This window comes from Paenibacillus sp. FSL K6-1566 (assembly GCF_038050475.1).
GTDB lineage: Bacteria > Bacillota > Bacilli > Paenibacillales > Paenibacillaceae > Paenibacillus_AQ > Paenibacillus_AQ lactis.
Window position 1 is genome coordinate 3,023,857 of record NZ_JBBOSR010000001.1, and the last position, 13,735, is coordinate 3,037,591.

Here is a 13,735-nt window from a genome sequence, read left to right on the forward strand (position 1 = left end):
TAAAAAGAATGCATGGAGTCTAGGGACTCCATGCATTCTTGTTTTTATAGAGGCTAACTTCATCCTTATAATCGAACGAGAGTAACGTATTCGCTTCACGCGAGGTTTAAGTGTATCTTATAAGTAAACACTACATATCATTCATGCGAGACTCAAGCGGTTAATAAAGGACCATAAGCAAAGAAAGGAAGGATCGAAAACCATGAAGGTACTAATCATCGGAGCGAATGGCCAAATCGGCCAGCATGTTTTCAGTAAGCTTCAGTCATCGAAGGCACATCACGCCATTGCGATGGTGCGGAAGGAAGAGCAGCGAACGAAGTTCGAAGAACAGGGTGCCCGGACGATCCTTGTCGATCTTGAAGGAAGCATAGAGGATATCGCCCGTGCGGCGAAAGAGGCTGATGCGATTGTATTTACCGCAGGATCCGGCGGTCATACGGGCGCGGATAAAACCATGATGATCGATTTGGACGGAGCCATTAAATCCATGGAAGCCGCCAAGCTAGCCGGCGTACGTCGTTTCGTGATGGTCAGCGCCATCGGTGTTCATCATCGTGAAAAATGGATGGAGAGCGCACCATACTACAGCGCGGCCAAACATTACGCGGATGTTTGGTTAACGCAAAGCGGACTGGATTATACGATTATCCGTCCAGGCCGGCTGACGAACGAAGGGGGTACCGGGAAGGTCGCCGTAGCGGTTGATTTGGATCGCGGCAGCATTCCGCGGGAGGATGTTGCATCTACGATTGTCGCTTCATTGGAAAATCCTCATACCATCGGCAAGGCATTCGACATGGTTAGTGGAGACACGCCAATTGAAGAAGCACTTCGTTCCTTATAGGGGAACGAAGTGCTTTTTAAGCGTAAGCCTCAGCCCAAAGCATGAATCATGCAAGCACGATTGCCGTGCCTGCGTGATTCAATGACGTTTGAAGGCAATGCCGTGTTTTATTTCTTCTCCGGAGCATCGCCGGCATTCGATCCAAAATTCATCGGCGTCGTACCTTCCGCTTTCCACACCGTTCCTCTCCGTTCGTACTCGAATAATCTTTCAATCGCATTCGCGATTTGCGGCCCTAATTCTCGTTCAACTAAATACAGGGCGACGTCTAGCCCGGAAGTCACTCCTCCACCGCTCACCAAGCGAGGCCCATCTTCAACGACTCTTGCCTCGACCGTTTTCGCACCAAGAGTTGCGAGCGCGGGCATGCCGATTGAATTGGTGACGGCATACCGGTCTTTCAGCAAACCATCCATGGCAAGCAGCAGAGAACCGCCACAGACGGTTGCGACCGTCACTTCCTTATTGTTTAATGCTTGTTTCATCAAACGGGTCAAGCCGGTATCCTTGGCTTGCTTAAGAATATTGGGGATCGAATCATCCGAATGTCCTGCAGGCTTACCCGAAGCCCCAGGAACCACAATAATTCCCGAACGTTTTGGGTCTAATGCAGCCTGCGCTTCAAGGGAGGGACCATTCAATCCGCTCGGGACCACTCGCTTGCCTTCGGCAGATACCAATTCCACCGTAACTTTTCCGCCGGTATACATTTCTGCGGCAGCAAACACTTCATAAGGCCCGGTAACGTCAAGCAAATCGAAACCGTCGAATAATACGATTTGAACATGGATATTTTTGTCCGCTGCTAGATCTTGATTTTCTGCAGGATTTGCACTTGCAGTTGGGACGACAAGCGATAGCAGCAGGGTAAACGACATGAGTAAACCAAAGATTTTTTTCATTATAAACCTGCATCCTTTCGTTTTGCCCAAGGCGTCAGCGAATGATATCCGCCAGGCATTGAGTATTTGATTGATTCCTAAAATGAAGGGGTACCCAACCCAGTATCCACAGTGAAATGGAGGGGAAAGCGATACCTCGTTTAGGAGGGGAACGAAACATCCTTCGATTGACCGATGGTTCGGATGAAGATGCTGGGAATCACGAGCAGCAGCGCGATAGAGCCGTAAACGCCAATGGTGTAGCTCGTGGCATAAACGAACCCAAACCCCTGATGAAAGAGGGAAGTTATAAGATGAATCAACAGATTTGTGAAACAAAAGGCGTAGCTTCGGATCATCCAATTCCGGTGGCGGATGATCCGCTTCCTTCGGATTTGAACGAGAGCGGTAATCGTAATTATCAGCCATATGATATTCAAGGCATTGAAGCCCATACTGCTTATTTTTCCGCCGGTGGCGTAGGGTGCCATGTAACCGGAGGTCAACACGACAACAAGCACGGATACGATGTAAACATAACCGTTGATGCGATGGAATCGGCGCTTTTTCTCGAATATCCATTTTGAAAAGTTCACCAGCCCCGACGCCATCGCAATACATGCGAAAGCAACATGCACATACATCACGTTCAGCCAGACCGGCAGATTCAACTCGCGCTTCAGCCCGGTTTTATGGCTTAAGAAGGACGTCGCTTCAGGATCGATCATATAGTTTTTCACCAAGGCGTAGAGAATAAATAGAACGCTGGCACTAGCCAACAATCCGTATAATGTGTTCCGTTTCTTCATATCAACCGCAACCCCCGAGGCTCTAAAATTCGTTACCCATACGCGCATACCTGGCTATGTAACCCGTCTTCCTGATAGTTTGGATGCCGGCAGGATTCCCGCCTTGGCGACGCCAAACATTTGGTCACCATCGACGGAAACTTCGAATTTTAAATTCAACCGCATCGGCTTCGTAATTTGAAGCGACCAGGCAAGCTGACCGTCTCGAAGCACAGGATTCAAAAATTCGACCGTTTCCTCACCTTGGGTAGCCGTGCCTCGGATCCGATCCTCACTCGCAGAAATGGAGAGCTTGACCTGGAGCTTTCCGACGGGCGTGGCAATGGTCGCATCCCAATCGCCGTCAAAGGCAGAGGTCTGTACCGCATCGGTATCCGGCTTGTTGTAGGGGATAGACGTTTGGTCTGCGTCGAAGCTCGGTTCGCCGACCTTCGGTTTATTTCCATTGCGAGGTCCCACGCCGGATTCCTTCCAAACGGTTCCCCTCCGTTCAAATTCGAACAGCTGCTCTACCGCGTGGGCCATCCGCGGTCCGAGCTCGCGTTCCAGCAGGTATAGCGCAACGTCAAGCCCGGAAGTCACGCCGCCGCCGGTAACCAGATTGCCGTCATCCACCACGCGAGCGGAGATCGGAACAGCCCCGGTTGCAGCGAGTAAATCCATGCCCAGATGATTCGTTACCGCCGGTCTGCCTTCCAAGAGCCCGCCCATGGCCAGCACGAGTGAACCGCCGCAAACCGTGGCGACAACGATGTCTTTGTTGCCAAGTGCCTGGCGAATCATCTCCGTTAAATCTGTATTCATCGCCCGGCCAAGAATAGCAGGAACCGTATCCGGGCCATCTCCTTCAACGCTTCCGGAGGCACCGGGAACGACGATGATCCCCGAGCGATTCGGGTCGAGCGTGGCGCTCGCCTCAATCGTCAGCCCGTTGATGCCGCTGGGGACGGAACGCGGCCCTTCGGCTGTGACCAATTCGACGTTTATCGCGTCTTCAGCATACAGGGCTGCTGCACAGAAAACCTCATATGGCGCAATGGCATCCAGAAGGTCAAAGCCATCAAATAACACGATTTGAACATGCAGCATAAGTGATTTCTCATCCTCCTTGTTTTTCTATTCCCAAAAGATCCTTCAGCCTGTAATATTCCTTCTCATCGATCTCACCTTTAGCCATCCGTCTTTTCAGAATGAAAGCAATATCACGATCGTTTAGATCGGAAGGTTTTTGGCGACGGGAAATCGCATAGAATCGAACGGCTGCGAAACAAAAGAGCGTGAGACAAAATAAAGCTCCAAAGGGAAAAAAAGAAAACGTGCCGTTTTCGACGCCCATAGGCATGAACCTCCTTTTTTGCATGGCTGGAATGCGTGATGTGCTGCAAGGAGAATCATAACAAAGGAATATCTCGAACGAAGTGGCGAAACAGTCACAAAAGTATAAACAAATCATCACAAAATACCGGGTCCCGCCTGTTCCAGCTCATATCATGATAAACTAGGTGGTGAAGGTGGGATAATCATGAGTGGATTACATACGATCCTCGTTGTAGACGATGACCCGAGTATCGTTGATCTATTGAGGGATTTTTTAGAGAATGACAGCTTTCAAGTAATGACCGCATGTGACGCTGAACAAGCGTGGACGATATTTCAACAGTCTCCCATTCACTGTATCGTGCTGGACATCATGATGCCGGGGCAAAATGGGTTTGAGTTATGCCGACGGATTCGGGCAGAGAGCCATGTTCCGATCCTGTTCTTGAGCGCCCGCAGCGATGATGTGGACAAGATCAGGGGCTTCACGCTCGGCGGCGATGATTATATCGTCAAAACAGCTTCACCGGGAGAGATCGTAGCCAGAGTGAAGGCCGTACTGCGACGTACCGATTCCAGCTGGCAAAAGAATGAAAGAATCTTGGATTATGGCCGCATCAAGATCAACCTCTCCGCGAGGGAAGTTGTCGTGGATGGGAAGCATGTCGTGCTCACGCCGAAGGAGTATGAACTGCTGCGATTATTTGCGGAGCATCCAAGGCATGTCTTCTCCTATGAGCAGCTATTGGCGAAGTTTTGGGACGGGATCGGCGACAGGCATACGATTCGCGTTCATCTCAGTCGGCTGCGGGAGAAAATCGAATCCGACCCGAATCACCCGAAATACCTGCTAAATGTATGGGGAGTAGGGTATCGATTCGAAGGAGGGTAAAGATGAGGAAAATTCGCATTCGTACATTTACTTTGCTTTGCTTCGTCTTCATCCTCGCGCTTCCATGGAACTTCTATGTTGCCGCTCATTTTATGGAGACCAAGACGATCAGCTTCGAAAAAGGCCGGCTGCAAAATGAGACGCTGCAAACCAATATCTCGGAAGTGACTCGGCGTATTGAATCAGACACAGACAAATGGGCGGATCCCGATTGGCAAAATCAATTGCATGCAGCCCTCCGCCAAGCGAAAATGGATGTGCTGATCCAATCCGCTGCAGATCAGGACATTTATCGGTCCAATCCGGAGCGAAGCGGAACAACATTGTCGACCGAGCGGTTTTCCGTCATCCAAGACGGTCAGTTACAGGGACGCGTTACTCTTTATCTGCCTCAATCCAATCAGGTTCAAGTGATGGCGGCATTCATCGGGCTGCTGCTTGCCATCTGTATTGTCGGCATGGGGATGAGACGATTCGTACTTACGCCGCTTGAGCGGATGGGACTCGCAGCTAGACAAATTGCAACGGGAGACTGGGATGTTCGATTACCGATGTCCAGGGTTACTGAAATTGCTGAGGTCCGCGACGGATTCGATGTGATGGTGAAGGGACTTGAGCGATCTTACCGGAAACAAGCCGAATTGGAGGAGGAACGGCGATTCGTCATTACGGCCGTAGCGCATGATTTACGGACCCCGTTGTTCGCGCTGCGGGGGTATTTGGATGGTCTGGAGCAAGGGATCGCTCAATCTCCTGAGAAGATGGCCCGGTATGTGGCGGTTTGCAAGGATAAATCGGCGCAATTGGACCGTCTGGTCGAGGATCTGTTCACCTTTACCAAAATGGAGTACGTGGAGTCTGAGCTAAACGTTGAGAAGGTTGATTTTAGACATATTCTTCAGAACTCGATAGACAGCTTGAGACCGCAGGCGATGCAGAAAGGCATCTCCATCTCGTTTCATGCGGCAGTTGCTTGCAGCATCAACGGAGATATGCATTTATTAGAGCGTGCGATGAACAATCTGCTGGACAATGCCGTAAGACACACGCCTGCGGGTGGTATGATTGAGGCCGATTGTTATCGACATGCCGATAAGGTAACATTTACGGTGCGTGACACAGGACCGGGCTTCTCTTCGGAAGAGCTGGAACGTGTATTCGAACCTCTATATCGCGGAGAAGCTTCCCGAAGTCGTGCAACCGGAGGCAGCGGATTAGGGCTGACGATCTCACAACGCATTATTCGGCAGCATGGAGGAGACCTTGCTGCAAGCAATCATCCGGAAGGAGGAGCGCTGCTTGCAGGATGGATCCCATTGGCGATGGAAAAACATCAAGATCAGGAGATAAGAGGATGATTTTTAGAATCCGGCTTCCTTAAATCCCAGCACATCGTTAAGGGTACGTAACTAGAAAACGCTAAAGAGGATGTTATATGTCAAGAACGATACTAATTATAGAAGATGAGCATATTTTACGTGAAATCATGAAGGATTATTTGCTTGCGGAAGGATATGAGGTGCTTGAGGCTGCGGATGGTAAACTTGGAATCGCCCTATTTCAGGAGCATGAAGTGGATTTGATCATCCTCGACATCATGCTGCCGGAGCTCGACGGCTGGTCCGTATGCAAGCGAATCCGCAAAACCTCGAATGTCCCGATTATTATGTTAACGGCCCGCTCGGACGAAGACGATACGCTCCTCGGCTTCGAGCTCGGCGCTGATGACTATGTCACGAAGCCATACAGTCCGCCTATTTTGCTTGCACGCGCGAAGCGGTTATTGGAACGCAGGTTTGCTCACGATCATGATCAAGACACGCTAACCATCGGCGGTTTTATGGTCCATTTTCCATCCCGCAGCGTATCGATTGACGGCAAGGCCTGCGGCTTGACGCATACCGAATTTGAAATACTGACTTATCTGATGAAGAACAAAGGAATTATTGTTAGCCGGGAACAGCTGATCACCAAGATTTGGGGCTATGATTTCGCCGGGGATGATCGAACGGTCAACAGCCATATCCGCAATCTGCGTTCCAAGCTCGGCGAGCTTGCCAAGCACATCGTGACGGTGGTTCGTTCGGGATACAAATTCGAGGAAGAGCCATGAACAAGAGCATTGTCCTGAAGCTGTTTATGTTGACGGCCGGCTTATCCTTGTTCCTGATCGTCGCTATTTTTGCCCTGCAAACCGTTTTCTTCGAGCGATTTTACGCTTATCAGAAGGTCAAGGATGTCAGAGCGGCGCTGACCGCCTACGAACAAGAGCTGCTGCAAGGCGAGAATGGTCCTGCGCAGACGGCCAAGCGGGAACAAGACTTTTATGAACAACATAACACCTGGATTACGACGCTGGACGAACAAGGAAATCTGAAGGATGCCGATGATTTTTCCATGGATATCAAACTGGATCATAACGATGGCGACTCCGCATATTCCGGTCGTACGATCCATGTTCCGCTCTACAGTTATATCAATGTGGAGGACTTTTACACCAACAATCCATTTGTAAAACCATGGATCGAGGAAGGGGAACACATTGCCTTGGAAGGCCTCATCATGAATGACCAGCTGATTATTCAGCGAATGGGGAGGGGCCCTTCCTATTTGCGAGACGAAAGCCATCTCGAAAATCCGCAGCTCGTGAATAAAGAGTATGAAGTCGTCAATCGGTATCAAGGTGCCACGGAAGATTACTTTAAAAAATACCCCAGCATCCAGGTAAGCGGAAGAATCACGAAGCTGCGCATACCGGAAGGCGCTGCGGTGTCCCGTTATACGAACCGCTTGCTTCTGCAGCGGGTTCAAACGTTTCAAGCGGATCTGCTGTATGGGGATATTTCGAGGCCGCAGACGGGACAGGTTATCGATTACGAGGAAAACCATGTGAATTACAAGCTATTTATCGAACCGATCCAAGATGCGGACGGGAAACCGGCATATCTGTTTGCGATGACCTCGCTCCAGCCGGTGACGGAAGCTACGGACATGATGACCGATTACTACATTTACATTATGGGAGCCGCGGTACTGCTGGTCGTTCTCGTCTCGTTTTATTATTCCCGCAAGATCGCAAGGCCTCTGCTTCGCATCAATCGAACGGCACAGCAAATGGCGGCGCTTGACTTCTCGGAGAAGATCCCGGTTGGGACGAAGGATGAAATCGGCCAGCTGTCACGAAGCATTAACGAGCTGTCCGAACGACTGCACGACCATATCGACCGGCTTGAGCAGGACATCGAGAAGGAGAAGCAGCTTGAGCATACACGGAAGGAATTTATCGCCGGCGTATCGCATGAGCTCAAGACCCCGCTAAGCGTCATACAAAGCTGCATTTCCGTTCTGAAGGACGGGATTGCAAGCCATAAGCGGGAGCATTATTTTGCGGCGATGGAGGACGAGGTGCACCGGATGAATCTTCTCATCGGGGATATGCTGGAGCTGGCAAAATACGAATCCGGAACCTATAAGATGAAGATGGAGTCATTTTATATCGATACCGTCATCGAGCGCATCTGCACAAAATTGGCGGCGGACATTGAAGGCAAGAACCTGCAGCTGCACGCGTCGGTCCAACCTGTCGAGGTTGTGGGCAATGAACTGCGCATCGAACAGGTGCTGATTAACTTTCTAACCAATGCCATTCGTTATTCACCCGAGCGGGAGTCCATATTTATAACAACCATGGAGGAGCAGGGAAGCATTAAAATATCCATCGAAAATAAAGGTGCGCATATTCCGGACGAACAGCTGGAGAAGATTTGGGACCGCTTCTATCGCGGGGAGCCGTCCCGCCAGCGCTCAACCGGAGGCACGGGCCTTGGCCTCGCCATTTCCAAAAAGATATTGGAGATGCATGGCATGCCTTATGGCGTTACGAATACGTCGGGCGGGGTTATGTTCTACTTTTATTTGAATAAAAAAACATAGGCTTCATGCATCCGAGCGCAGATCTTTAGATCTGTGCTTATTTTTTGTTCAAAAGGCTTTAGCTGATCCTACCTCTATAAAATCTATAAATCATTTTGATTTCATCTGCATTCTATCTTTATCTCACCCTCGTAAACTCTTTTCGTGAGGAGGAGAGAGAATGAGAAAGAGAATACCTATGGTGCTGTTCATCTTGTCTGCCATGCTGTTCGTGCTGCTGTACAACGTTTACTCGGGAGACCGCGGCAAAAGCGATGCCGAGCATCAAATGACGGGCTTCTTAGGCAAGAATGGAACTGCATCGCATCCGCCGGGGATACCATTCAAAGTGGTGATCGATCCCGGGCATGGGGGGAAGGATCATGGTGCGACCGGGGCCAGCGGAGGCTTCGAGAAGGATTTTACGCTGCAGCTGGCGCTCAAGGTTGAGGAGCTGGCGATGCAGGAGCCGCAAATCGAGGTGCATCTCACTCGAGCTGAAGACCAATTTATATCCTCGATTGACCGGGAAAGGCCGAATTTCGCCAATGAACTTGGAGCGGACTTGTTTATTTCGATTCACGGCAATACGTTTGAGGATCCTAGCGTTTCTGGAGTAGAAACCTACTATTATCATAGAAATTCCTATCCTTTGGCTGAAATCATCCAGAAGCATATGGTGCAAGGCAGCGGGTTTCGTGATCGGGGGGTCAAGCAAGAGGATTATTTTGTCGTGAAGGATACGAATATGCCGGCTGTACTAATCGAGACAGGCTATTTAACGAATCCGCAAGAGGAGCAACAGATGCTGACCGATGAGGTTCAGTACCGAATAGCCGGTTCCATTCTGGATGGAATCAAGGAATACCTGCAAATACATGAATGAGGGGAAGATGGACATGCGTACAAAAATCACCTTGACTATTCTAATGGGGAGCATCGTGCTGGCATTAGCCGCATGCGGAAACCAATCAGCGGACCAATCCGCAGTGCAGCCTGAGTCCCAAGCACAGGGACGGGAGGGAGCTGCATCGGGATCCACAGTTAAGGTGTATCAACAGACATTCGAGAACAGTGTGTTTCTGGGGGATTCCATTACGGAGGGACTGTCCTTCCACGATGTACTGGACGAGAAGAATGTTCTCGCAGGCGCCGGGAAAACGGCGGAGTTCGCCCTTGAAGATATCGAAGAGTTGGTCAAGCGAAATCCGAAGCAGGTGTTTATCCAGCTGGGCTCAGACGATATTTTATGGCCGACGGACGATCCGCTGACGTACGCCATGAACAACTATGCCAAGCTGATCGGCATGATCAGGGATAAGCTTCCGGAGGTCCAAATCACGCTGTTAACGGTTACTCCGGTGACAGAGGAGGCAATAAAGAAGGAGCCCCGTTACAACACGATTCCGGATTTCAATCAGGCGCTAAAAAATCTTGCTGGCAATGAGCAAGTCGGCTTCGTTGATCTAGCCCCGATCTTTAAGGATGCGGCTGATATGTATGATTCGGACGGGATTCATTTCAAACCCGAGTTCTATGCAAGGATGCTGGATTTGTTGAAGGAGCACGTGAAATAACATGCGAACCGCTCGTTGGCACGCCAGCAGAACATCGGTTTTGTCCCCAGCGCAGAGGATGTTCTTGCACCGGCATAGGTTGGGGGTGACGGATCTTGGTTTTTAGCAGTCTTATCTTTCTGTTTCTTTTTCTCCCGGTCACCCTGTTGATGTACTATGTGTCGCCGAGCAGGCTGCGCAATGCTGTTTTGCTGGTTGCTAGTTTAATTTTTTATGCTTGGGGAGAGCCCGTGTACATTCTGATAATGGTGTTCTCCACGGTGTTCGATTATTATAACGGACTGCTTATCGACAAGTTCAGGCATCGAAAGCGGATCGCCAGAGCGATATTGATCGGTTCGATGGTCGGGAGCTTAGGAATTCTCGGATTTTTCAAATATGCCGGATTTATCATAGATAACATCAATCAGCTATTCCATTTGCAACTTCAAACAGCTGATCTGCCGCTGCCGCTTGGCATCTCCTTTTATACATTTCAAACGATGTCCTATGTCGTGGACGTTTACCTGGATAAAGTGGCGGTGCAAAGGAATATCATCTCCTTCGGGGCATACGTGACGATGTTCCCGCAGCTTGTAGCGGGTCCCATTGTTAAATACGGCGATATCGCTGGTCAACTGGATGGACGCAGGGTGAGTCTGCATCGTTTCGGCGAAGGGGCGGAGCTGTTTATCCGGGGACTGGCCAAAAAAGTGCTGCTTGCCAACAATATCGGTTTGCTGTGGGCCAGCGTCAAAGCGGAGCCGGTCGCCGAGCTGTCCGTTTTATCCGCATGGCTTGGCATCATTGCATTTACGCTGCAAATCTATTTCGATTTCAGCGGGTATTCCGATATGGCTCGCGGGCTAGGCAGGATGTTCGGATTCGATTTCATGGAGAATTTCCGTTACCCGTATATTTCAAAAAGCGTGACGGAATTTTGGCGCAGATGGCATATCTCGCTTGGTACTTGGTTTCGGGCGTATATCTATATCCCGCTTGGCGGCAACAGGTCAGGGCTGCGGAAGCAGTTGCGGAATTTACTAGTGGTATGGTGTTTAACGGGTTTATGGCATGGCGCCAGCTGGAATTTTATCGTGTGGGGATTGTATTTCGGTTTGTTCGTTGTGCTCGAGAAGCTGTTTCTACTAAAAATACTTGGACGCGTTCCTGTTGTTGCTGCCCATTTGTATACGCTCATGATTGTAATGGTTGGCTGGGTGTTGTTCGAAATGGAAGATTTGGGTGCGGCGGGACATTTCATTCGTGTCCTTTTCGGTTTCGGCGGGGAAGGATTCGTCGATCGTCAGGCACTCTATAGGTTGTCCACCAATGCCGTATTGTTAGTTGTATTGGCCATCTGTGCGACGCCTCTGCCACGTAAAGCTCTATCGTATGTGAAGACAAGATGGAGCACAACCAGCACTGCTGCAGTTCCGGTTATCTACTTGTTGTTCCTTCTGCTGACAACGGCCTATCTGGTCAACGAAACGTACAATCCATTTTTATATTTTCGATTTTGAGGAGGGGGCAATGGACAAGAACGACAAAATCAACGGGACATGCATAGCCCTTCTGCTGCTCTCGTTTATCGGCGTGTTCGGCGCTCTGAATCTCGCAATGGCGGACCGGACCTTCTCGGAATCGGAGAACCGGGTGCTGAAGCAGCTGCCGCCTTTCTCCTTAAAAGCCGTGTTGTCAGGGACCTTTACGTCCGATTTCGAGGCTTACGTTTCCGATCAATTCGTCTTTCGGGATCGATGGATCGGGCTTAAAACGGACGCGGACCGCATCCAGGGGAAAAAGGAAAGCAACGGCGTTTATCTCGGAAAAGACGGCTATCTGATTCAAAAATTTGTTCCTCCGATTGAAGGGGATTTGCAAGAGAAAATGGCTGCCATTCTTGCGTTCGATGAAGCCACACCTGATCTTCGCAAATACGTAATGATCGTTCCCACAGCAGCGACGGTGCTGCAAGACAAGCTTCCAAGGTTTGCGGGAACTGGCGTGGAGGCAGCATATTTAAGCGATGTCCGGCGCTCGCTGCCTCAGGGTATCCATTACGTCGACGTATTGCCTGCATTATATGGCAAGCGGGAGCAGCATGTTTTTTATAAAACGGACCATCACTGGACAACGAAAGGCGCTTATCTGGCTTACCTGGAGCTGTGCAAGCATATGGGGCTGGTCCCGAACGAAGAAAGCGGCTTTGATATTCAGAAGATCACCGACGAATTTTACGGTTCGCTCTATTCGAGAAGCGGTTATCGACATGTGCAGCCTGACAGCATCGAGTTGTTCCTGCGGAGCGATCCGCCAAAGATTAAGGTTACCTATGCCGACGAAGGAGAAACCACGGATTCGCTATATGCGATGGACAATCTGCAGAAAAAGGATAAGTATGAGGTCTTTCTCAACGGCAACCATGGACTTGTCCACATCGCAACAGCTCAAACGAACGAGAAAAAGCTGCTGGTGGTCAAAGACTCGTACGCCAACAGCTTCATTCCTTTTTTAGTCGAGCATTACAGCGAAATCTTCGTGGTGGACTTGCGTTATTATGCTGATGATCTGGCCGCTCTCGTGCAAGAGCATGACATCCGCGACATGCTGATGCTTTATAACGCGAATACATTTCGTGAAGACCCATCTATAAAGAATCTATTGGAGTGAGATATATGATAAATCAATTGAATTGTAGAAGAAGGATATCCCCCCTGATCTTGGCGATTGTCGTTGCGATTTGCGTGCTATCCGGTTGCTCGGGGAAGGATGATAAAATGGCGGCTCAGCTTACGGCCAGCGAAGTAGGCGAGCAGATTATGCAAGCGGTGGACCTTGAGGCGATGCGTGAAGGGGATCAGGAGAAGCTTCAAAAATTGTACAAGCTCGATCTGGACGGCGTGGAGGATTTCATTCTTTACACATCAACATCGAACGTGAAAGCGGATGAATGGGCTGTCATCAAGCTTAAGGACCCGCAAGAAGCGGAAGCTGTCAAAGAGAAAGTGGAAGCGCGCATCAACGAACAGACAGCGAAATTCAGGGACTATCGCCCGGACGAGTATTTTTTAGTTGAAAATCATGTGTTAAAGGTGAAAGGGCCATTTGTTTTCATTGTGGTTTCCAAAGAAGCGGATCGTATGGGGGAAGCGTTTGACGACGCTTTGACCCAGGGGGAGTAAATAATGGCGAAATATTTTCCGTAGCCCTAGAGGATGGAATGGCAGAAGATTGGATAAAAACTATAAGAATAAAGAACTAGTATTTTGCGCTTTAACCTAATTTTAATACTAGTAAAATATAACTATTTTAGAGACATCCACTTAAATGTAATTTTCTCAGGTTAAAACCCAAGCAACGAAATGGGGACTGCTAGAAGCCTGATGATCCCTGGAATCCGAATCAAAGATGTATCGAAAAAGTACTGGAAGACTAGTAACGAATCGTCGTATTTTCCTATTACTTTTGGTTTATTATCTCTCAAAAGGTTGATGTTGGAATGGTTCGATGTTACTATA

The 13,735-nt window shown here is 49.5% G+C and carries 14 protein-coding genes; 10 read left to right on the forward strand and 4 right to left on the reverse strand.

Annotated features, from left to right (window positions below):
• Positions 1-202 precede the first annotated feature (202 nt).
• A complete protein-coding gene (locus NST08_RS13290) occupies positions 203-847 on the forward strand; it encodes an SDR family oxidoreductase (RefSeq protein WP_007131801.1) in 645 nt (214 codons plus the stop codon).
• Between the two features lie 107 nt (positions 848-954).
• On the opposite strand, the gene NST08_RS13295 is transcribed toward NST08_RS13290, so the two are convergent.
• The 4 genes from NST08_RS13295 to NST08_RS13310 all read right to left on the reverse strand — a co-directional run bounded on the left by NST08_RS13295 (position 955) and on the right by NST08_RS13310 (position 3,873).
• On the reverse strand, positions 955-1,749 hold the full coding sequence (locus NST08_RS13295; protein WP_007131802.1) for a DJ-1/PfpI family protein: 795 nt from the start codon (positions 1,747-1,749) through the stop codon (positions 955-957).
• Positions 1,750-1,889: 140 nt separating this feature from the next.
• Positions 1,890-2,537 (reverse strand): DUF2306 domain-containing protein, encoded by a 648-nt coding sequence (locus NST08_RS13300; protein ID WP_007131803.1) that lies wholly within the window; start codon positions 2,535-2,537, stop codon positions 1,890-1,892.
• A gap of 54 nt (positions 2,538-2,591) precedes the next feature.
• Entirely contained in the window at positions 2,592-3,626 is a 1,035-nt protein-coding gene (locus NST08_RS13305) for a DJ-1/PfpI family protein (protein WP_251535121.1), read from the reverse strand.
• 10 nt (positions 3,627-3,636) lie between these two features.
• A complete protein-coding gene (locus NST08_RS13310; RefSeq protein ID WP_251535119.1) occupies positions 3,637-3,873 on the reverse strand; it encodes a hypothetical protein in 237 nt (78 codons plus the stop codon).
• Positions 3,874-4,059: 186 nt separating this feature from the next.
• On the opposite strand from NST08_RS13310, the gene NST08_RS13315 reads away from it, so the two are divergent.
• The 9 genes from NST08_RS13315 to NST08_RS13355 all read left to right on the forward strand — a co-directional run bounded on the left by NST08_RS13315 (position 4,060) and on the right by NST08_RS13355 (position 13,399).
• Positions 4,060-4,746 carry a response regulator transcription factor gene (locus NST08_RS13315; RefSeq protein WP_251535117.1) on the forward strand — a complete coding sequence of 229 codons (687 nt, stop codon included), beginning with the start codon at positions 4,060-4,062 and terminating at the stop codon, positions 4,744-4,746.
• Positions 4,747-4,748: 2 nt separating this feature from the next.
• On the forward strand, positions 4,749-6,104 hold the full coding sequence (locus NST08_RS13320) for a sensor histidine kinase (protein WP_251535115.1): 1,356 nt from the start codon (positions 4,749-4,751) through the stop codon (positions 6,102-6,104).
• 77 nt (positions 6,105-6,181) lie between these two features.
• On the forward strand, positions 6,182-6,859 hold the full coding sequence (locus NST08_RS13325) for a response regulator transcription factor (RefSeq protein WP_251535113.1): 678 nt from the start codon (positions 6,182-6,184) through the stop codon (positions 6,857-6,859).
• The gene (locus tag NST08_RS13330; protein WP_251535111.1) at positions 6,856-8,679 is read left to right on the forward strand and encodes a sensor histidine kinase; all 1,824 of its coding nucleotides are present in this window, start codon (positions 6,856-6,858) and stop codon (positions 8,677-8,679) included. Before NST08_RS13325 ends, NST08_RS13330 begins: the two co-directional genes overlap by 4 nt.
• A gap of 160 nt (positions 8,680-8,839) precedes the next feature.
• Complete coding sequence (locus NST08_RS13335; RefSeq protein ID WP_210094880.1) at positions 8,840-9,544, forward strand: N-acetylmuramoyl-L-alanine amidase family protein; 705 nt, start codon at positions 8,840-8,842, stop codon at positions 9,542-9,544.
• A 7-nt stretch (positions 9,545-9,551) separates the two neighbouring features.
• Entirely contained in the window at positions 9,552-10,235 is a 684-nt protein-coding gene (locus NST08_RS13340; RefSeq protein ID WP_210094881.1) for a GDSL-type esterase/lipase family protein, read from the forward strand.
• A gap of 95 nt (positions 10,236-10,330) precedes the next feature.
• Entirely contained in the window at positions 10,331-11,737 is a 1,407-nt protein-coding gene (locus tag NST08_RS13345; RefSeq protein WP_213613991.1) for an MBOAT family O-acyltransferase, read from the forward strand.
• Positions 11,738-11,747: 10 nt separating this feature from the next.
• Positions 11,748-12,887, forward strand: a complete 1,140-nt coding sequence (locus NST08_RS13350) for a DHHW family protein (RefSeq protein WP_210094882.1) — start codon at positions 11,748-11,750, stop codon at positions 12,885-12,887.
• Between the two features lie 107 nt (positions 12,888-12,994).
• The gene (locus tag NST08_RS13355; RefSeq protein ID WP_306436989.1) at positions 12,995-13,399 is read left to right on the forward strand and encodes a DUF4358 domain-containing protein; all 405 of its coding nucleotides are present in this window, start codon (positions 12,995-12,997) and stop codon (positions 13,397-13,399) included.
• Positions 13,400-13,735 lie beyond the last annotated feature (336 nt).

Excerpts from the sequence above, each read along its gene's own strand:
- NST08_RS13290 (WP_007131801.1), top strand. The coding sequence starts at position 203 with ATGAAGGTACTAATCATCGGAGCGAATGGCCAAATCGGCCAGCATGTT.
- NST08_RS13295 (WP_007131802.1), bottom strand. The coding sequence starts at position 1,749 with ATGAAAAAAATCTTTGGTTTACTCATGTCGTTTACCCTGCTGCTATCG.
- NST08_RS13300 (WP_007131803.1), bottom strand. The coding sequence starts at position 2,537 with ATGAAGAAACGGAACACATTATACGGATTGTTGGCTAGTGCCAGCGTT.
- NST08_RS13305 (WP_251535121.1), bottom strand. The coding sequence starts at position 3,626 with ATGCTGCATGTTCAAATCGTGTTATTTGATGGCTTTGACCTTCTGGAT.
- NST08_RS13310 (WP_251535119.1), bottom strand. The coding sequence starts at position 3,873 with ATGGGCGTCGAAAACGGCACGTTTTCTTTTTTTCCCTTTGGAGCTTTA.
- NST08_RS13315 (WP_251535117.1), top strand. The coding sequence starts at position 4,060 with ATGAGTGGATTACATACGATCCTCGTTGTAGACGATGACCCGAGTATC.
- NST08_RS13320 (WP_251535115.1), top strand. The coding sequence starts at position 4,749 with ATGAGGAAAATTCGCATTCGTACATTTACTTTGCTTTGCTTCGTCTTC.
- NST08_RS13325 (WP_251535113.1), top strand. The coding sequence starts at position 6,182 with ATGTCAAGAACGATACTAATTATAGAAGATGAGCATATTTTACGTGAA.
- NST08_RS13330 (WP_251535111.1), top strand. The coding sequence starts at position 6,856 with ATGAACAAGAGCATTGTCCTGAAGCTGTTTATGTTGACGGCCGGCTTA.
- NST08_RS13335 (WP_210094880.1), top strand. The coding sequence starts at position 8,840 with ATGAGAAAGAGAATACCTATGGTGCTGTTCATCTTGTCTGCCATGCTG.
- NST08_RS13340 (WP_210094881.1), top strand. The coding sequence starts at position 9,552 with ATGGACATGCGTACAAAAATCACCTTGACTATTCTAATGGGGAGCATC.
- NST08_RS13350 (WP_210094882.1), top strand. The coding sequence starts at position 11,748 with ATGGACAAGAACGACAAAATCAACGGGACATGCATAGCCCTTCTGCTG.
- NST08_RS13355 (WP_306436989.1), top strand. The coding sequence starts at position 12,995 with ATGGCGGCTCAGCTTACGGCCAGCGAAGTAGGCGAGCAGATTATGCAA.